Source organism: Nocardia jiangxiensis NBRC 101359 (assembly GCF_000308615.1).
GTDB classification, from domain to species: Bacteria; Actinomycetota; Actinomycetes; order Mycobacteriales; family Mycobacteriaceae; genus Nocardia; species Nocardia jiangxiensis.
On the sequence record NZ_BAGB01000046.1, the window covers coordinates 22,525 to 41,438 of the forward strand.

Consider the following 18,914-nt stretch of genomic DNA (forward strand, 5'->3'; position numbering starts at 1 on the left):
GTCGTCCACCCTAACCTGCCGAAGGATTCGGAAAAATAGTAACCGGTTACAGTTCTACAACCCGGACCGGCCGAATCAGCCGTCCAGGGCCGCGATCATCGCGGCACGGGGCGCATCCGCGCCGGTGAACTGCTCGACCTGACCGTATGCCTGATGCAACAGCATCTGCAGCCCGCTGATCACCGTGTGACCGGCCCGCGCGACCGCCTCGGCGACCGGGGTCGGCCACGGATCATAGATGGCGTCCAGCACGACCGGCGCGGCGGCGATCGAATCCGCCACTGCCGCAGCGCCGTTCGAGGGCACCGTGCTGACCACCGCGTCGGCGCCGGCGCACGCGGCGCGCACTCGATCCGCGTCGAAATCGATCACCGCCGCCGACATGCCGAGGCGCCCGGCCAATTCCAGTGCGCTCGCGGCGCGGCGCGCATCGCGCGCCACCACCGTGACCCACTGTGCCCCGAGTTCGGACAGCGCCAGCAGTGCGGGCCGCGCGGTGCCGCCCGCGCCGACCACCACGGCCTCGGCGACCTTCTCGACTCCGCCGCCGCGCAGCGCGCCACGCACCCCGTCCACGTCGGTGCAATCCGCCCGCCACCCGGATGCGGTGTGCACCAGCGTATTCGCCGAACCGACCAGCACCGCCCGCTCGCTGCGCTCGGCGGCGAACTCGAGTGCGGCCACCTTGCCCGGCATCGTCACCGACAACCCCACCCATTCGGGCCCGAGTCCGGAGACCAGGCCGGGCAACTGTTCGGCGGTGCACTCGATGCGCTCGTAGGTCCAGTCCAGGCCGAGTGCGCGATACGCCGCCAGATGCAGTCGCGGTGAACGCGAATGCGCGATCGGACTGCCCAGTACGGCCGCCCGGCGGTGCGTGCGCACCGGTGCGGCGCCGTTAGTGTCCACTGTCGAGAATTCCGCTCTGCCTGGCCTTTTCGATATTGCGCTGATGTTCGCTGTAACTGTCGGTGAACAGGGTGGTGCCCTGTTTGTCCACGGTGACGAAATACAGCCACGGCCCCGGCGTCGGATTCTCCATCGCGCGCAACGCACCCAGCGACGGTGAGGCGATCGGCGTCGCGGGCAGCCCCGACATGGCGTAGGTGTTCCACGGAGTCCGCTTGGCCCGGTCCGCGTCGCTGGTGGCGACCGCGAGCTTGTCCAGGGTGTAGTTCACCGTCGAATCGAACTGCAGCGGTTGGTTGACCGCGAGCCGATTGACGATCACCCGCGCCACCCTGGGCATATCCGCGGGCAGGGCCTCGCGCTCCACGAGTGAGGCAGCGGTCAGGGTCTGATACGGGTTCAGTCCGTTGGCATTGGAGGTCAGCAGACCCGTCGACTCGTAACTCTGCGCGCTCTGCCGGACCAGCTGGGCCAGGATCTGCTGCGGAGTCCCGCTCGGATCGAAATCCCATGTCCCCGCTTCGATCAGCCCCTCGAGCTGACGAGTGCGGTCGGGCACCTGACGCACCGAATCCATCGCCCACTGCGGCACGCCGAGCGCGTTCAGGTCGGTACTCGCCCCGGCCGCGTCGAGCTGCTCGTAGCTGACGCACTTCTTCTCGCTGCCGCTGCCCAGGCAGCTGGCGTCGGCGATCTTGCGGTAGATCCCGTCACTGCGCGAGCCGGTGTTCGCGTCGGTCGAATCGTGCAGCCGCCGCCCCTCGGAGATGACCACGTTGCCGACCCGGGCGTCCTTGCTCATCATCGCGGTCACCGCATCGGCGCCCTTGCTGTGCGTGGGCACCGCGTAATAGCCGGGCTGCACCGAGTTCATCCCCGAATCACGCACGGCCGCTTGATAGAACGCGCCGGTGCTCTTGACCACGCCCTTGTCGACCATCGTCTTGGCGATCTGCTCGGCGGTGTCACCGGGCGCGACCCGCACCACCGTCAACGGTCCGGCCGCGCCGGTGTAGTCGTCGGGACCGCCGAACCCGCCGATGAACTTGTATCCGGCGTAGACCACCGCGACGGCGAACAACACCACGAACACGGTGCCGACGTAGACCAGATTCCGGCGACGGCGCTTGCGCTCGGCCGCCTTGCGGGAGGCGACCCGGGACCGCCGCCCGCGCCCGGACCGGCCACGCGAGGGCTCGTCCCGCGAGCCCTGCTTACGAGAACGCTGCGTACCCGCACCCGCGCCACGAGCGCCGGATTTGCGGGCCGCCTGTTTGCCACCGGTCTGCTTGCGGCCCGTGCGGGCGCCGGACCGCGAACGCGCGGTCTCCTCCCGATCGCCTCGCCCACGCTGCCCCGACCGCTGTGGCGCACGACGCGGCGCGGGCTCCGGTTCGGGCAGCGGCTCCTGGTCGTAGTAGTCCTCGTCGTACTCGGCGTCGGCGTACTCCGGTTCGGCATAACCGTCCGGATCGACGTAGCGATGTCCGCCGGTGTACGCCTGATCGGCGCCGTACGCGAATTCGCCGCTGGGATACCCGTCCTCGTACTCGTCGCGGTACGCCGGGATGACCGTGGTGTCGTCCTCGCGCTCGCCCCACTCGTCCGGGGCCGCATGGCGCGCACGACGACCGGGCCTCGGTTCCGCCCCGCGCGGCGCGCCCAGCTCCGAGCCACGCACGGCCCGGTTCTGCGCACTGTGCGCGGCACGGTCGTCCGGCTCGGCCCAATTGTCCGAGCGACGGTACCGCCGCTCCTCGGTGCTGCGCCGAAGACGTTCTTCGGCACGGAGCCAGCGGTCATTCATTCGCCCACCCCGCCGCCTGCGTCACCGGCCGACCTTAACACCGCACTCCGTTCGTCCAACCACCCTTGCAGGATCGATACGGCCGCCGCCTGGTCGATCATCTGCCGCTGCCCACGTGCGCGAACTCCACTGTCTCGCAGTGCACGTGCAGCTGCCACCGTAGTCAAACGTTCGTCGGAAAGTCTTATCGGCACATCGGGCATCATCGATCGCAAACTCTTCGCAAACCTTGTCGCGAGCGTCGCCGACGCGCCGTTCTCGCCACGAAGCGTGCGCGGGAGCCCGACGATCACCTCGACCGCTTCGTATTCCCGCACAATCTCGGCAATACGCGTCAGATCGGTCGCCGAAGCGCCTTTTCCTCCCGCGCGCCCCTTACCGGCGCCGCCCTTGCCCTTTCCGGCACGCGGCACCGTCTCCACCGGAGTGGCCAGAATTCCGTCCGGATCGCACGAGGCGACACCGATCCGGACCGTGCCCACATCGATGCCGATCCGCCTGCCGCGACCGGGATCGGTCGCGGCATCCGGGCGATCGGACACGGGACCGGACGCCGTTGAGGACCCCTCCGAAGTTTCGTCCCCCGGGGAGCTGTGCATCAGTCGGTGAGCTCGGCCACCCGCGCGCGCACGGCGGCCAGACCGGTCGCGATCCCCGACGGGTCCGAGCCGGCGCCCTGCGCCATCTCCGGCTTGCCGCCGCCACGCCCGGCGATGCTCGGGCCGAAGCTGCCGACCAGGTCCCCGGCCTTGAAACCGAGATCCTGCGCGGGCTTGTTCACCGCGACCACGAACGGCACCTTGCCGCCGTCGTTGCCCAGCAGCACCACCACGGCCGGTTCGCTGCCGAAACGACCGCGGATATCCCCGGCCAGGGTGCGCAGATCACCCGCGCCGACACCCTCGGGCGCGGCGGCGGCCACCAGCAGCACCCGGCCGACCCGCTCGGCGTCCTCGACGAACTTCCCCGCCTGCGACAGCACGGCCTGCACCTTGGTCCGCTCGAGTTCCCGCTCGGCGACCTTGAGCCGCTCCACCAGCTGCTCCACCCGCGCGGGCACCTCTTCGCTGGGCACCTTCAGCGAGGAAGCGACACCGGCCAGCAGCGCTCTCTCCTTCGCCAGATAGCGGTACGAGTCCAGGCCGACGAACGCCTCCACGCGCCGCACACCCGAACCGACCGAGGACTCACCGAGCACGGTGATCGGGCCGATCTGCGAGGAGTGCTCGACGTGCGTGCCACCGCACAGCTCCATCGAGAACGGACCGCCGATCTCCACGACGCGCACCTCGTCGCCGTAGTTCTCGCCGAACAGCGCCATCGCGCCCATCGACTTGGCCTTGGGCAGATCGGTGACGAAAGTGTTCACCGGGAAGTCCGCGCCCACAGCGTCATTGGAGACCGCCTCGATATCGGCCTTCTGCGATTCGGACAGCTGGCCCTGCCAGTTGAAGTCGAAACGCAGATAACCGGGCTTGTTCAGCGAACCGGCCTGCACCGCGTTCGGGCCGAGCACCTGCCGCAGCGCGGCGTGCACCATGTGCGTGCCCGAGTGGCCCTGGGTCGCGCCACGCCGCCACGCCGGATCCACCTGCGCCAGAACCGTATCGCCCTCGGTGATCCGGCCCTGTTCGACCGTGGTCTTGTGCACCCACAGCTGCTTGGCGATCTTCTGCACGTCGTTGACGCGCACCTTCAGCCCCGACGCGGTCAGCGAACCCCGGTCGGCGATCTGACCACCGGACTCCGCGTACAGCGGGCTGCGATCGAGGATCACCTCCACGTCCTGCCCCGCGGCGGCCACCGGCACCCGCACGCCGTCCGAGATCAGCGCGAGAACCTTTGCCTCCGAAGTGAGTTCGTCGAATCCGGTGAACTCCGTCGGACCACGGTCGACCAACTCCTTGTAGATGGTCAGATCCGCGTGCGCGTGCTTGCGGGACTGGGCGTCCTCCTTCGCGCGCTGACGCTGTTCGGCCATCAGCGAGCGGAAGCCGGTCTCGTCGACCTCGAGTCCGGCCTCGGCGGCCATCTCCAGGGTCAGATCGATCGGGAAACCGTAGGTGTCGTGCAGCGTGAACGCATCCGCACCGCCGATCCGCGAACCACCGGTCGAGCGCACCTCGGCGACCGTGTCGTCGAACAGTTTCGAACCAGTGGCCAGGGTCTTGAGGAACGCGGTCTCCTCACCGACCGCGACCGTCTCGATCCGCTTGAAATCGGTGGCCAGTTCCGGATACGAGGGCGTCATCAGCTCGCTCACGACCGACATGAACTCGCCCATCACCGGCTTGTCCGCACCCAGCAGCCGGGCCGAGCGCACGATGCGGCGCAGCAGGCGGCGCAGGACGTAGCCGCGACCGTCATTGCCGGGATTCACACCGTCGGCGATCAACATCGCCGCGGTGCGGGCGTGATCGGCGATGACGCGGAACCGCACGTCGTCGGTGTGTTCGACGCCGTAGGACCGGCCGGTCAGCTCCTCGGCCCGGGTGATGATCGGACGCAGCAGATCGGTCTCGTAAACATTGTCCACGCCCTGCAGCAGGAACGCGACACGCTCGACGCCCATACCGGTGTCGATGTTCTGCTTCGGCAGCGGGCCCAGGATCTCGAAATCGTCCTTGCCGCGCCCCTCACCGCGCTCGTTCTGCATGAACACGAGGTTCCAGATCTCGAGGTAGCGATCCTCGTCGGCCTCGGGCCCACCCTCGCGCCCGTACTCCGGGCCGCGGTCGTAGTAGATCTCCGAGCACGGGCCGCACGGTCCGGGAATACCCATGGACCAGTAGTTGTCGGCCATGTCGCGACGCTGGATCCGCTCCGGCGGCACACCCACCGACAGCCAGATCTTCTCGGCCTCGTCGTCGTCCAGATAGACCGTGGCCCACAGCTTTTCGGGATCGAAGCCGTATCCGCCGTCCTCGACCGACCCGGTCAGCAGCGACCAGGCCAACTCGATCGCCCCGCGCTTGAAGTAGTCGCCGAAGCTGAAGTTACCGGCCATCTGGAAGAAGGTGTTGTGCCGGGTGGTGATGCCGACGTTCTCGATGTCCAGCGTGCGCACGCACTTCTGCACGCTCGTCGCGGTCGCGAATGCCGGGGTTTGCTGACCGAGGAAATACGGCACGAACTGCACCATGCCTGCGTTCACGAACAGCAGGTTGGGATCGGCCAGGATCAGCGAGGCACTGGGGACCTCGGTGTGGCCGGCACGGACGAAATGGTCCAGGAAGCGCCGTCGAATCTCGTGGGTCTGCACGAATATCAAGCCTACCGGCACCAGTCCAGTGATATTGCAGCGGAGTGGGTGACCTCAGCGACCCCGGACGATGCGGCGGAGTTTGGTTACGCGGGGCCCGACTTCGCGTTCGTAGCCGTGGTCGGTGGGGGTGTAGTAGTCGGTGCCGACGAGTTCGTCGGGTGGGTATTGCTGGGACAGGACGCCGTCGGGGTGATCGTGGGGGTATTTGTAGCCCTGGGCGTTGCCGAGTTTCGCGGCGCCGGCGTAGTGGCCGTCACGTAGGTGCGGGGGGACCGCGCCCGCTTTGCCCTGGCCGATATCGGACATGGCCGCACCGATCGCGGCGGTCACCGCACCGGATTTCGGCGCGGTGGCGACGTGGATGGTGGCGTGCGCGAGGGCGAGTTGCGCCTCGGGCATGCCGACCAGCTGCACCACCTGGGCGGCGGCGACCGCGGTCTGCAATGCGCTCGGGTCGGCCATGCCGACGTCCTCGCTGGCCTGGATCATCAGGCGCCGAGCGATGAAGCGCGGATCCTCACCGGCGCTGATCATCCGGGCCAGATAATGCAACGCAGCATCGACATCCGAACCGCGCAGGGATTTGATGTAGGCACTGATCACGTCGTAGTGCTGATCTCCGGCACGGTCGTAACGCACGGCCGCGCGATCGACGCTGGCCTCCACCAGATCCACCCCGACGTTGCCGTCCAGCGAGGACTCCGCCGAAGCCTCCAGCGCGGTCAGCGCGCGACGCGCATCTCCCCCGGCGATGCGCACGATGTGATCGAGCGCCTCCTCGCTGATCGTGTACGCACCGCACAGTCCGCGCGGATCCTCCGCGGCCCGCCGCAGCACCTGCCGGATATCGTTCTCGGACAACGACTTCAGCTGCAGCACCAGCGACCGGGACAGCAGCGGCGACACCACCGAGAAGGACGGGTTCTCCGTCGTCGCGCCCACCAGCAGTACGACCCGGTTCTCCACCGCCGCCAGCAGCGCGTCCTGCTGGGTCTTGGAGAACCGGTGCACCTCATCGATGAACAGCACCGTCTGCTCGCCGGACAGCAACCGGCGACGGGCCACGTCGATGACCGCCCGAACCTCCTTGACCCCGGCCGACAACGCCGACAACGCCTCGAACCGGCGACCGGTGGCCTGGGAGATCAGCGAGGCCAGCGTCGTCTTACCGGTTCCCGGCGGCCCGTACAGCAGCACCGAGGCCGCACCCGATCCCTCGATCAGCCGCCGCAGCGGCGACCCGGCGCCCAGCAGATGCTGCTGCCCCACCACCTCGTCCAGACTCGCCGGACGCATCCGCACCGCCAACGGAGCCAACCGCCCCGCGGCCTGCCCCATCGAGAATTCGTCCGGGTCGGCCGACGCAGTCGGCGCACCGGGAGCTTCGAACAACCCCTCACTCATTGCCGCACTCGCTCATTCACGAATCAACCGTACCGACCTGGGCCGACATCCTCGGCCGCCGCCTCACTCGGCCGGCGGGAACGGATCGGCGGGATCGGACAGCAGGATGCGGGCCGCCTCGGCATCGATGTCGCGCTGCAATTCGGCCTCGGACATGTCCTCCAAACCCGCCGCACCCTGCAGGAACGATCCGAAGAGCTGCCAGCCCAGCGACAACGCCGCGACATGGGCCACGGCCAGCGACGCATCGTGCTCCGACTCGTGGAACGGCCGCGCCCGCTCGATCAGTCGCGAGATCACCGGGAAATCGCGCTGCAATTGCGCGACGGGATAGCCGTCCAGGATGCTACGGGCCAGCACGGTCAGATGCATGCGCAGCGCCGCATCGAGCGGCGATCGGTCCCCCGGACCCGAACGGTCCAGCGCCGCACCGGACTCGGCGGCCAGATGGTCCAGCACCCGGGCCACCAACTGATCCTTGGCCCCGAAGTGCCGGAACACCAACCCGTGATTCACCCCAGCCCGCTCTGCGATATCGCGGATGGAGGTCGCGGCCGGGCCACGCTCGGCGAACAGCTCGGCGGCGTGGGTCAGCACCGCCGACACGACCGCATCCCGCCCGACCGGTGCCTCACCGGTTCCGGACGATCCTGTTGCGCGATCTGTAGTCATGCGACTACATTAGCGCATACCGGTGTAGTCAACCGACTACATTCGGGCCGAACGAAGGAGAGTCGCCATGACCGAAGCACCCGCCGTCGCCGCGGCCGAACCCACGGTTCGCCCGTTCCAACTGCCCGGCTATCCCCTGCTCGCCGGACCGTTCACCCACCTGACCGCCGAACATCGCCGTCTCACCGCGCTGCGGTGGCAGCATTTCGACGCCCGGCTCGTGGGCACCACACTGGGCGGGGAGATCAGCGGCATCGATCTGCGCGAACCGCTGGCCGACGAGGTCGTCGCCGAACTACAGCAGGCCCTGCACGACTACAAGGTCCTGTTCTTCCGTGATCAGCCGATCACCCCGGCCCAGCACGTCGCGTTCGCCCGGCAATTCGGCGAACTGGAGGTCCATCCGGCCCTCGGATCCAATTCCGATCAGCCCGAACTGGTCCGTTTCGAGAAGGGCGCGGACGTCGCCGGACTCGAGAACACCTGGCATCACGACGTGACATGGCGGCCGCAGCCGTCGATGGGCGCGATCCTGCACGCGATCTCGGTGCCCGAGGTCGGCGGCGACACCCTGTTCTCCGATATGTACGCCGCGTACACCGCCCTGGACGAGGACACCCGCGCACTCGCCGACGAACTCACCGCGGTGCACGACTTCACCCGCGCCTTCGGCCACTTCGCCACACCCGAAGTTCGCGAACGCATGCGAGCCGAACACCCCAGCGTCGAACATCCCGTGGTGTGCACCCATGCGGCCACCGGCCGCCGCCATCTCTACGTCAACCGGATCTTCACCGACCACATCAGCGGGCGGACACCCGAGGCGAGCCGTGAACTACTGGACCGGCTGTGCCGTCAGGCCGACTATCCCGAACACCAGGTTCGCCTGCGCTGGCAGCCGCACACCGTCGCATTCTGGGACAACCGGGCCGTCCAGCACTACGCCACCAGCGACTACTGGCCGCAGATCCGGATCATGGAACGAGCGTCCATCGTCGGACCGCGCCCGTCGCGCTGATCCGGCTCACTCTTCCCAGAGTTCCTCGAGGGTCGCCGAGACGTGCTCGGCGAAGTCGCCCAGGATGTCGTCGCCGGTGCACCGAGCATCCTCGGCCAGGGCGGCCCAGCGGTTGATCAGCGCCGCCGAACGCGGAATCGACAGGCCGTGCTCGCGGGCGGCGGCGATGCGAGCGTGATCGGCGGGCAGGAACCAGTAGGTGGTCAGCCACACCCAGATCAGCCGCGCCTCGAGGATCCGCTCGGCGAGTACGTCGTCGTCGGCCAGGGCGGGCCACACGCCCACCACCTCCGAACGCCACGCCTCGACCAGCTGACGGGCGCGTTCGCGGGAGAGTTCGACATCGCACAGGCACCCGGGGAAGGAGACCAGCGCGTAGGCGATATCCAGCGTCGCGTCGCGGAATCCGCCCCACTCGTAGTCCAGGAACCGGGCGCCCTCGGCGTTGAGGATGACATTGTCCGGGCACAGGTCAGAGGGGCTGAAGGCGCGATAGCGGCCCGCGCAGAACAGCCGGTTACCAGCGACGATGCGTTCGGCGATCTCGCCGGGCACGTCGATGTTCAGCTCGCGGTGCAGCATCTTGGGCACCTCGGTGACCGCGGCCTCGGCCTGCTGGGCGATACCGTCCACCCGGTGCACCACGTCGACGCGGCGCAGCAGCGCGACGAAATCGGGCTCCCGACCGACCGTGGCCGCGTGCATCCGGCCCATCGCCTGGGCGAACGCCATCAGCGCATTGCGAGTGGCCGGTTCGGCGCCCGAACTCAGCACCGTGGTCAGCGAGGCGTTCTCGCCCAGATCACTCAGGATCAGCAGCCGTTCGGGCAGGTCGTGGGCCAGCAGATACGCACCGGGGCGATGGCGGCTGCTCAGCGCGGTGGTGAACTGGTACGACACCGTTTCACGCAGGAATGCCGCGTCGATACTCGCCACACCGGGCGCGAGACCACCGATGCGGCGATCCTGCGCAGCACCGCGGAGTTGTTTGACGATGAGCGTGCGCGGGAGCGAGAACGCGTTCTCCGCGACACGCACACGTAGAACCGTCGTCCTGCCACTTCCGCCGAGCTCTATCGGATCGCTGAGCTTCACCGGAGCACCCATCCGCTTTGTGAGCAAATGTTGTGCCGCGGACACGACTTCGGTGGCGCGTTCGGCCAATAGTGCGGTCATCGCGATCCAAGTTACTCGCTTCAGGTCACTTTCAGCGAGCGGTTCAACAACCTTTCGCGCGTCGCCCGGCGTGTCTCGATGAAGCGCGGGCTGTTGTCGCGAGAGGCTGGACGTCCGCACACGACGTGCTCATCGTCCGGGATCATCCTGCCCCATCAGGGATTACGACATTCCGGACAGGAATATCATCGAGGCTGCTTGACACGATGCGGCGAGTTCCGGTTGTGTCGAAAGCCAACTGCTGTGCGCCACACTGAAACCCAGGTGATTCGAAAGGTCCCCACGATGACCGAGACCCCGCACCCCGCGCCCGGCACATCCGGGGAAGGCACCACCGAACAGCCCCAACCGCACCCTGGATACCCCCAGGACGCCGGATCACGATCCGAAGGGCACGCACGACCCGGCTCCGCCACTGCCCCGCCTCCGGTGGCCGGAGGGGCCCCGCCGCCGCCCCCGGTCTTCGGCGCGACGCCCGCGTCCGCTCAGCGGCCCGTGTCCGATTACAGCCAGTCGCAGCCCGGCTACGGACAATCCCAGCCCGGCTACGGCCAGCCCGGCTACGGTCAGCCGACCACGACGCCGCAGCCCGGCTACGCACCCGGACCGGGCTACGACCCGAACACGGGCCAGGGTTACGTTCCCGGCACGCCGCAGGGCGCGATGCCCGGCCAGCCGCCGTACGGATTCCCCGCACCCCCGCCCCTCGGCCTGAGTATCGGCCGCGCCCTCGGATACGGCTGGGAACGCTTGCGCGCCAACCCGATCCCCTGGATCGCGATCACCCTGGTCGGTTTCGTCGCCTATCTCGCCGCGATGGTGGTGGTCCGGGTCGCCGATATCAACTCGCTGATTCCGATCCTGGTGGTCTTCCTGATCGTCGCGGTCGTGGTCTGGCTGTTGCAGGCGGCGATGATCCGGGGTGCGCTCTACGAAACCGACGGCACCCCACCGGATTTCCAGGCTTTCTTCGGATTCGTCAACGCGGGCAACGTCCTACTGTGCGCGCTGGCCGTATTCGCGAGCAGTGTGCTGGCGATGGTCGTGATGTCCGTGGTGTTCGGCCTGATATCCGAGGCGCTCGCAACGGTCCTGAGTGTGCTCGCGGCGATCGTGGTCGGATTCCTGTGCATGTTCGCGCTGCACTTCGTGATCGATAGGGATCAGAATCCGATCGCCGCGATCCGATCCAGTGTTCGCCTGGTGCTCTCGGACATCGGCAAGACCGCGACACTGGCCTTCGCGGTGCTGTTCATGACCATGGCCGCCCTGGTGGTCTGCGTGATCGGCATGGTCGTCGCCGGGACGATCGGATTGATCATCTGCTCACTGAGCCTGCTGCTGGTCGGCCCGATCTCGGTGATGGCGCTGACCTACTCCTATCGTGCGCTGACCGACGGCCTGACCCTGGGCTGATCAGTCCGCGGCGACCCACCAGCGTTTGAATCTATCCAGCGGTCCGCCCTCGCTGCCGTGGCGAGGGCGCAACTGCAGCACGATCCAGCCGGCGATGACGATCCCGACCATGTTCACCCCGAGCTGACCGATCGACCAGAACGCCTTCTCCCATGCCCCCACCGTCGCGGCCACCACCGCGAATCCGGCCGCCGGGATCGTGGTCACCGAGATGAAAACCCCCACCAGCGCAGCCGATTTCGAGGTCACCAGCGATAACATCCCGGCAGCGCCCGCCAGCAGCGCGACCACCAGTGAGAACGGCCCGACCTGATAGATGAACTCCACGTTGTGGATCCGGTCGACGCTGTCCAGGGTCAGCCAGCCGAACCGCTCCCACACCAGCGTGGCCACCCAGGTGATCACCATGGCCACGGAGAACCCGGCGACCAGGGCCAGCGCCGAACGCCGCGCCAACCCGAAATCCTTGCGCACCAACGACACCGCGAGCGCGGCCAGCGGCCCGAACTCCGGTCCCACCACCATCGCGCCGACGATCGTCACCGGCGAATCGGTGGCGACGCCGACCGCGGCGAGCAGACAGGCGATGGTGATGAACGCCAGGAACGCCGGACTCAGCGTGGACTCGTCCCTGGTCTCGGCCAGCAGCGCCTGCCACACGACCGCGTCGGACGGATCCCCCGGCGCCTCGGCCACCGCGCGATCCGCCGCCTCCGACAGCGCCGTGTCGACCGGGCCGAGGATGATCCCGCCCTCGCGGCTGATGCCCAGCGCTTCGAGGGCCGCGACCACGTCGTTGACCGATTCACGCGCGACGTCGGCCTCGAGCACATCCCCGGACGGCTCGATCGCCGCACCGCGCTGCACCGTGATCAGCGTCGCGCCCGGCTCGGCGCGCAGTGCGGCGAGCGCGTCCTCGGTCGTCCCGGACGGGCAGACAACCCGGACGTGCAGCACGATTCTCCTGCCTCCGCTTCGTCTCGCACCGCCCCGAGATCGATTACCGCACAGACGAACCCGGACCGGACACGCCGATCCGGGTCCGACCGTGGGTCACTTCTTCCCGGCGGCCTTCTTGTCCGGCGCCACGGGGTTGCCGTTCTCGTCGAGGACGACGTCCAACCCCGCCTCCTTGCGCTGCTGACGGGTGATCGGCGCGGGCGCCTCGGTCAGCGGGTCGACGCCGCCACCGGACTTCGGGAACGCGATGACATCGCGGATCGAATCCACTCCGGCCAGCAGCGCGGTGATGCGATCCCAGCCGAAGGCGATGCCGCCGTGCGGGGGTGCGCCGTAGGAGAACGCGTCCAGCAGGAAGCCGAACTTCTCCTGCGCCTCCTCGTGGCTGATGCCCATCACCTTGAACACCCGCTCCTGCACGTCGCGGCGGTGGATACGGATGGAACCGCCGCCGATCTCGTTGCCGTTGCAGACGATGTCGTAGGCGTAGGCCAGCGCCGCGCCCGGATCGGTGTCGAAGGTGTCCAGGGATTCGGGTTTGGGCGAGGTGAACGCGTGGTGCACCGCGGTCCACGCCGAATGTCCCAGGGCCACATCGCCACTCGCGGTCGCGTCGGCGGCCGGTTCGAACAGCGGAGCGTCCACGATCCAGACGAACGCCCAGGCATTCTCGTCGATCAGCTCGCATTTGCGCGCGATCTCACCGCGGGCCGCGCCCAGCAGCGCACGCTGCGCCTTGGTCTCCCCCGCAGCGAAGAACACGCAGTCCCCCGGTTCCGCGCCGACGTGCTTGGCCAGGCCCTCACGCTCGGAGTCGGTGAGGTTCTTGGCCACCGGACCGCCCAGCGTGCCGTCCTCGTTGACCAGGATGTACGCCAGGCCCTTCGCGCCGCGCTGCTTGGCCCACTCCTGCCAGGCGTCGAGCTGACGACGCGGCTGGCTCGCGCCGCCGGGCATCACGACCGCGCCGACGTACGGCGCTTGGAACACCCGGAACGGCGTCTGCGCGAAATACTCGGTGCACTCGGTGATTTCGACGCCGAATCGCAGATCCGGCTTGTCGCTGCCGAATCGGCGCATCGCCTCGGCATAGGTCATGTGCTGGATCGGCGTGGGGATCTCGTGGCCGACCAGCTTCCACAGCGCGCTGAGCACATCCTCGGCCAGCAGGATGACATCCTCCTGGGTCACGAAGCTCATCTCGACGTCGAGCTGGGTGAACTCGGGCTGCCGGTCCGCGCGGAAGTCCTCGTCGCGGTAGCAGCGCGCGATCTGGTAGTACCGCTCGACACCCGAGACCATCAGCAGCTGCTTGAACAGCTGCGGGCTCTGCGGCAGCGCGTAGAACTTACCGGGCTGCAACCGCGCCGGGACCAGGAAGTCGCGCGCGCCCTCGGGCGTGGAACGCGTCATCGTCGGGGTCTCGACCTCGACGAACGCATGTTCGGCCAGCACCGCGCGGGCCGCGGCGTTGACCTGGGACCGCAACCGGATGGCATGGGCGGGACCCTCGCGGCGCAGGTCCAGGTAGCGGTACTTCAACCGGGCCTCTTCACCGGGCTGCTCGTCGAGCTGGAACGGCAGCGGCGCGGCCTCGTTCAGGACGACGAGTTCGCTGACGTTCACCTCGATCGAACCGGTCGGCAGATTCGGGTTCTCACTGCCCTCGGGCCGCAGCTCGACCACGCCGGTCACCTGTACGCAGTACTCCGCCCGCAACCGGTGCGCCTGTTCGGCGGGAACACCCTCGCGGAACACCACCTGCGCCACACCCGACGCATCACGCAGATCGATGAAGATCACGCCACCGTGGTCGCGACGGCGAGCCACCCAACCGGTGAGGGTCACGGTCAGACCGGCGTGTTCGCTTCGCAGCGAACCTGCCAAGTGGGTGCGCAGCACGGGATTCCTTTCGACGGGTCGGTGCATCGGCTGGGTGGGCAGATGCGCTCCTATCCTAGAGAGAGAGGTTCACCGGTCGGAAACCGATATCCGCCACCACCGTGTCAAGCTGTAGTCCGCACGCGGGCCGGGGCGACCGGATGGCGCGGCGGCACAGCGAACGAACGGGCGAGAGGGCCACGGGATGACCTTCAACGAGGGCATGCAGATCGATCCGGATCGAGTCTCCTCGGGCGGCGGCCCGGGGATGGGCGGGAAGATCGCGCTCGGCGGTGCGGGCGGTCTGGTCGTGCTGGTCCTGGCACTGGTGTTCGGCGGAGATCCCGGATCGCTGCTGCGCGAGGTGACCGGCGGCACGACCACCCAGTCCGCGGTCGCCAAGACTCCCGCACACTGCAAGACCGGCGCGGATGCGAACAAATACGTCGACTGCCGGGTGGTGCTCACCGCGCAGAGCCTGGACTCGGTGTGGGGCGCCAAGCTTCCGCAGCAGACCCGCAAGGCGTACACCCCACCGAAGGTGCAGCTGTTCACCGGTGCGGTGAACACCGGCGGCTGCGGCCGCGCCACCAGCGCGGTCGGGCCGTTCTACTGCCCGGCCGATCGCACCGCGTACTTCGACACCAGTTTCTTCCAGGAACTGGTGGACAAATTCGGTTCCAGCGGCGGACCGCTGGCACAGGAGTACGTGGTCGCGCACGAGGTCGGCCATCACATTCAGAATCTGCTCGGCGATTCCGGTCGCGCCGCGAAGTCCGCACAGGGCGCCTCCTCCGGGTCGGTGCGACTCGAGCTGCAGGCGGACTGCTACGCCGGGGCGTGGGCCTCCTACGCCGACAAGCTCCCTGCGCCCGGCAGCAACCAGCCGTTCCTGAAACCGCTGTCGGACAAAGACATTCAGGATGCACTCTCGGCCGCCTCATCGGTCGGCGACGACCGGATCCAGAAGGCCGCCACCGGCCGGACCAACCCCGAGTCCTGGACGCACGGATCCTCCAGCGAACGTCAGAAGTGGTTCCTCACCGGATACCACAACGGCCAGGTGAAGGCGTGCGACACATTCTCGGCGACCGATCTGAACAATCCTCCGGCACTGCGCTGACGGCCTCGCCGGACAGTGATCCGGTACCGGACAACCATCGGTTCGTCCGGTACCGGTTGGGTGAGGCGACTCAGCCGACCGTCCAGGTCTCGTTGCCGGTGAGCAACTGCTGCAGTGAATCCGCTCGCACGGGCCGGCGTTCCCGCGCGATCTCGGTCTGCTCGCGGACGCCGTCGTCGTAGGTGGGCCGCGCGACGCTGCGGAAGATGCCGACCGGGACGTGCGAGAGGTCCTGCTCCGACAGCCGTGAGAGCGCGTACGCGTACTCCGGATCCTCGCAGTAGGCGTCGTGCACGACGATCTCGGATTCGGCCACGGTATCGGTGGCGACCACGTGGAGGCCGAAACCACGTTGCACCACGGCGAATTCGCCCTCCGCGCCGAAGCGCAGCGGCTCACCGTGCCGCAGCCGGATCAGATGGGATTCGGCGTTGTCCTTGCGCAGCGCGTCGAACGAACCGTCGTTGAAGATCGGGCAGTCCTGCAGGATCTCCACGAAGGAGGTGCCGCGATGCTCGGCCGCGGCGCGCAGCACCTCGGTCAGCCCGGTGCGATCGGAATCCAGCGCCCGCGCGGCGAAGGTGGCCTCCGCGCCCAGGGCCACCGACAACGTGTTGAACGGGTGGTCCACCGACCCCATCGGCGTCGACTTGGTGACCTTGCCCGGTTCCGAGGTCGGCGAGTACTGCCCCTTGGTGAGCCCGTAGATCCGGTTGTTGAACAGCAGGATCGTCATGTTCACGTTGCGGCGCAGCGCGTGGATGAGGTGGTTGCCGCCGATCGAGAGCGCGTCGCCGTCGCCGGTCACCACCCACACCGACAGATCCGGACGGGTCACCGCCAGTCCGGTCGCGATCGCGGGTGCGCGGCCGTGGATCGAGTGGATCCCGTATGCGTCCAGGTAGTACGGGAAACGGCTCGAGCAGCCGATACCCGAGACGAACATCATGTTCTCCCGGCGCAGCCCGAGATCGGCCAGGAAGCTGCGCACGGTCGCCAGGATGACGTAGTCACCGCAGCCCGGACACCACCGCACCTCCTGATCGGAGGTGTAGTCCTTCACCTTCTGCGGCCCGTTCGCGCCCGGCACACCGGACAGGCCGGTCAGACCCAGATCGGCGCCGACGAGCGAGGTTTCCACGAGCGTCATCACTTACCCCCTACGGTGCGGTAGGTCGCCCTCGCGCGTGCGGCGAAGGCCTTGTCGTTCTCGAGTTCGGTGAGTGAGCCGTCCAGGGCCGCATCGATCACGCCGACCAGTTCCTGTGCCGAGAACGCGGTACCGGCGACCTTCGTCCACGGCTGGACGTCGACCAGGTACCGGCCGCGCAGCAGCATGGCCAGCTGACCGCCGTTCATCTCCGGCGCCACCACGGTGCGGTAGCGGCCCAGCACCTCACCGGTGTTGGTGGGCAACGGATTCAGATTCCGCAGGTGCGCCTGCGCCACGGGCACCCCGCGCCGCCGCGCCCGGCGGCAGGCCTCGCCGATCGGCCCGTACGAGCTGCCCCAGCCGATCAGCAGAAGTTCGGCGTTGCCGCTGGGATCCTCGACCTCGAGGTCCGGCACCTCGATCCCGTCGATCTTCGCCTGGCGCAGCCGGACCATCAGGTCGTGGTTCGCCGGTTCGTAGGAGATGTTGCCGGTGCCGTCGGCCTTCTCCAGACCGCCGATGCGGTGCGCACGCCCGCGCGTACCCGGGACCGCCAACGATCGGGCCAGGGTCTCCGGATCGCGCGCATAGGGCTGGTACGGATCCGAATCACCCTCGGCCGCATCGGGTTCGAAGGCGGGGTCGATCGGCGCCAGATCGGCCACCTGCGGAATCGCCCAGGGCTCGGAACCATTGGCGATCGAACCGTCCGAGAGCAGCAGTACCGGTGTGCGATAGGTCAGCGCGATGCGCGCGGCCTCCACCGCCGCGGCGAAACAGTCGGCCGGTGAGCGCGGGGCGAGCACCGCCACCGGCGATTCACCGTTGCGGCCGTACAGCGCCTGCAGCAGATCGGCCTGTTCGGTCTTGGTGGGCAGACCCGTCGAGGGGCCGCCGCGCTGCACGTCCACGATCAGCAGCGGCAGTTCGGTCATCACGGCCAGGCCGATGGTCTCGCTCTTGAGCGCCAGACCCGGACCCGAGGTACTCGTCACCCCGAGCGCTCCGCCCAGCGAAGCACCCAGTGCCGCACCGATTCCGGCGATCTCGTCCTCCGCCTGGAAGGTGGTGACGCCGAAATTCTTGTGTTTGCTCAGCTCGTGCAGGATGTCCGAGGCCGGGGTGATCGGATAGGTGCCCAGGAACACCTCGAGACCGGCGAGCTGACCGGCGGCGACGATGCCGTACGCCAGGGCGGTATTGCCGGTGATCTGCCGATAGGTGCCCGCGGGCAGCGCCGCCGGGGCGACCTCGTAGGTGGTCGCGAACGCCTCGGTGGTCTCGCCGTAGTTCCAGCCCGCCCGGAACGCGAGGATGTTCGCCTCGGCGATATCGGGTTTGTCGGCGAACTTCTCGCGCATGAACTGCTCGGTGCCACCGATCGGCCGCCCGTACATCCAGGACAGCAGACCGAGGGCGAACATGTTCTTGGCCCGCTGGCCGTCCTTCTTGCCGACGCCGGTCGACTCGGTCGCCCCCAGCGTCAGCGAGGTCATCGGCACCCGATGCACGACGAAATCGGACAGCGAATCGTCGGTGAGCGGATCGGCCGCGTAGCCGACCTTGGTCAGTGTGCGCTTGGTGAACTCGTCGGTGTTGACGATGATCGTCGCCCCGCGCGGCAGATCCTCCAGATTCGCCTTCAGCGCCGCGGGATTCATCGCGACCAGCACGTCGGGCTGATCGCCGGCGGTGAGGATGTCGTAGTCGGCGATCTGGATCTGGAACGAGGAGACGCCGGGTAGCGTGCCCTGAGGTGCGCGGATCTCGGCGGGGAAGTTCGGTTGTGTGGCAAGGTCGTTGCCGAATGCGGCGGCCTCGTGCGTGAAACGGTCACCGGTCAGCTGCATACCGTCACCGGAGTCTCCGGCGAATCGGATGACGACCTTTTCCAATTTCTCCGCGACGCCGCCGGTTCCGGCCGCATCCGCGCGAGCGGGGTGTGAGGCGGCGTCGCCGGGAGAATCAGAGCCCTGGGCAACCATGCGCGTGTATCACTTCCTCGTCGATGAGTACCACATGCCAAGTTACTCCGCTGCCTCCGGAAAAGCCCGAGTAGCAAGCGGTTCAACAGATTTCGCGTCGTACCGATTCCCGGTGGCGTCGCGGTCGTCCGTACCCGCGCCCGTC

General features: G+C 68.0%; 14 protein-coding genes. 3 read left to right on the plus strand and 11 right to left on the minus strand.

Going from position 1 to position 18,914, the window contains the following annotated elements; genetic code table 11:
• Nucleotides 1-75: 75 nt before the first annotated feature.
• From ON40_RS19660 to ON40_RS19685, 6 genes are all read right to left on the minus strand, one after another.
• Nucleotides 76-909, minus strand: a complete 834-nt coding sequence (locus ON40_RS19660; RefSeq protein WP_245567897.1) for a shikimate dehydrogenase — start codon at nucleotides 907-909, stop codon at nucleotides 76-78.
• Entirely contained in the window at nucleotides 899-2,716 is a 1,818-nt protein-coding gene (locus ON40_RS19665) for an endolytic transglycosylase MltG (RefSeq protein WP_040825023.1), read from the minus strand. Before ON40_RS19665 ends, ON40_RS19660 begins: the two co-directional genes overlap by 11 nt.
• Entirely contained in the window at nucleotides 2,713-3,315 is a 603-nt protein-coding gene (gene ruvX / locus ON40_RS19670; protein WP_051193316.1) for a Holliday junction resolvase RuvX, read from the minus strand. Before ruvX ends, ON40_RS19665 begins: the two co-directional genes overlap by 4 nt.
• On the minus strand, nucleotides 3,315-5,978 hold the full coding sequence (gene alaS, locus ON40_RS19675; protein WP_040825025.1) for an alanine--tRNA ligase: 2,664 nt from the start codon (nucleotides 5,976-5,978) through the stop codon (nucleotides 3,315-3,317). The genes ruvX and alaS overlap by 1 nt, the downstream gene beginning before the upstream one ends.
• Nucleotides 5,979-6,032: 54 nt before the next feature.
• The gene (locus ON40_RS19680) at nucleotides 6,033-7,385 is read right to left on the minus strand and encodes a replication-associated recombination protein A (protein ID WP_040825026.1); all 1,353 of its coding nucleotides are present in this window, start codon (nucleotides 7,383-7,385) and stop codon (nucleotides 6,033-6,035) included.
• Nucleotides 7,386-7,448: 63 nt separating this feature from the next.
• Nucleotides 7,449-8,057 carry a TetR/AcrR family transcriptional regulator gene (locus ON40_RS19685; RefSeq protein ID WP_040825027.1) on the minus strand — a complete coding sequence of 203 codons (609 nt, stop codon included), beginning with the start codon at nucleotides 8,055-8,057 and terminating at the stop codon, nucleotides 7,449-7,451.
• 67 nt (nucleotides 8,058-8,124) lie between these two features.
• Here ON40_RS19685 and ON40_RS19690 point away from each other — a divergent pair, with 67 nt between their 5' ends.
• Nucleotides 8,125-9,075: a TauD/TfdA dioxygenase family protein gene (locus ON40_RS19690; protein WP_051193317.1), complete on the plus strand. Its 951-nt coding sequence runs from the start codon at nucleotides 8,125-8,127 to the stop codon at nucleotides 9,073-9,075.
• A 6-nt stretch (nucleotides 9,076-9,081) separates the two neighbouring features.
• Here ON40_RS19690 and ON40_RS19695 read toward each other — a convergent pair whose 3' ends face one another.
• A complete protein-coding gene (locus ON40_RS19695; protein WP_040825028.1) occupies nucleotides 9,082-10,251 on the minus strand; it encodes a phosphotransferase family protein in 1,170 nt (389 codons plus the stop codon).
• Nucleotides 10,252-10,536: 285 nt separating this feature from the next.
• Here ON40_RS19695 and ON40_RS19700 point away from each other — a divergent pair, with 285 nt between their 5' ends.
• On the plus strand, nucleotides 10,537-11,667 hold the full coding sequence (locus tag ON40_RS19700; protein ID WP_245567898.1) for a DUF2189 domain-containing protein: 1,131 nt from the start codon (nucleotides 10,537-10,539) through the stop codon (nucleotides 11,665-11,667).
• Here the strand turns inward: ON40_RS19700 and ON40_RS19705 are convergent, their stop codons facing one another.
• Nucleotides 11,668-12,624 (minus strand): DUF389 domain-containing protein, encoded by a 957-nt coding sequence (locus ON40_RS19705; protein ID WP_040825029.1) that lies wholly within the window; start codon nucleotides 12,622-12,624, stop codon nucleotides 11,668-11,670. It lies immediately after the preceding gene.
• Nucleotides 12,625-12,720: 96 nt separating this feature from the next.
• Nucleotides 12,721-14,529 carry an aspartate--tRNA ligase gene (gene aspS / locus ON40_RS19710; RefSeq protein ID WP_040825030.1) on the minus strand — a complete coding sequence of 603 codons (1,809 nt, stop codon included), beginning with the start codon at nucleotides 14,527-14,529 and terminating at the stop codon, nucleotides 12,721-12,723.
• 184 nt (nucleotides 14,530-14,713) lie between these two features.
• Between aspS and ypfJ the strand changes: the two genes are divergently transcribed.
• Nucleotides 14,714-15,631, plus strand: coding sequence for a KPN_02809 family neutral zinc metallopeptidase (gene ypfJ, locus ON40_RS19715; RefSeq protein WP_040825031.1), 918 nt, complete (start codon nucleotides 14,714-14,716; stop codon nucleotides 15,629-15,631).
• 70 nt (nucleotides 15,632-15,701) lie between these two features.
• On the opposite strand, the gene ON40_RS19720 is transcribed toward ypfJ, so the two are convergent.
• Nucleotides 15,702-16,781 carry a 2-oxoacid:ferredoxin oxidoreductase subunit beta gene (locus tag ON40_RS19720; protein WP_040825032.1) on the minus strand — a complete coding sequence of 360 codons (1,080 nt, stop codon included), beginning with the start codon at nucleotides 16,779-16,781 and terminating at the stop codon, nucleotides 15,702-15,704.
• Nucleotides 16,781-18,769, minus strand: coding sequence for a 2-oxoacid:acceptor oxidoreductase subunit alpha (locus ON40_RS19725; protein ID WP_245567899.1), 1,989 nt, complete (start codon nucleotides 18,767-18,769; stop codon nucleotides 16,781-16,783). Before ON40_RS19725 ends, ON40_RS19720 begins: the two co-directional genes overlap by 1 nt.
• Nucleotides 18,770-18,914 lie beyond the last annotated feature (145 nt).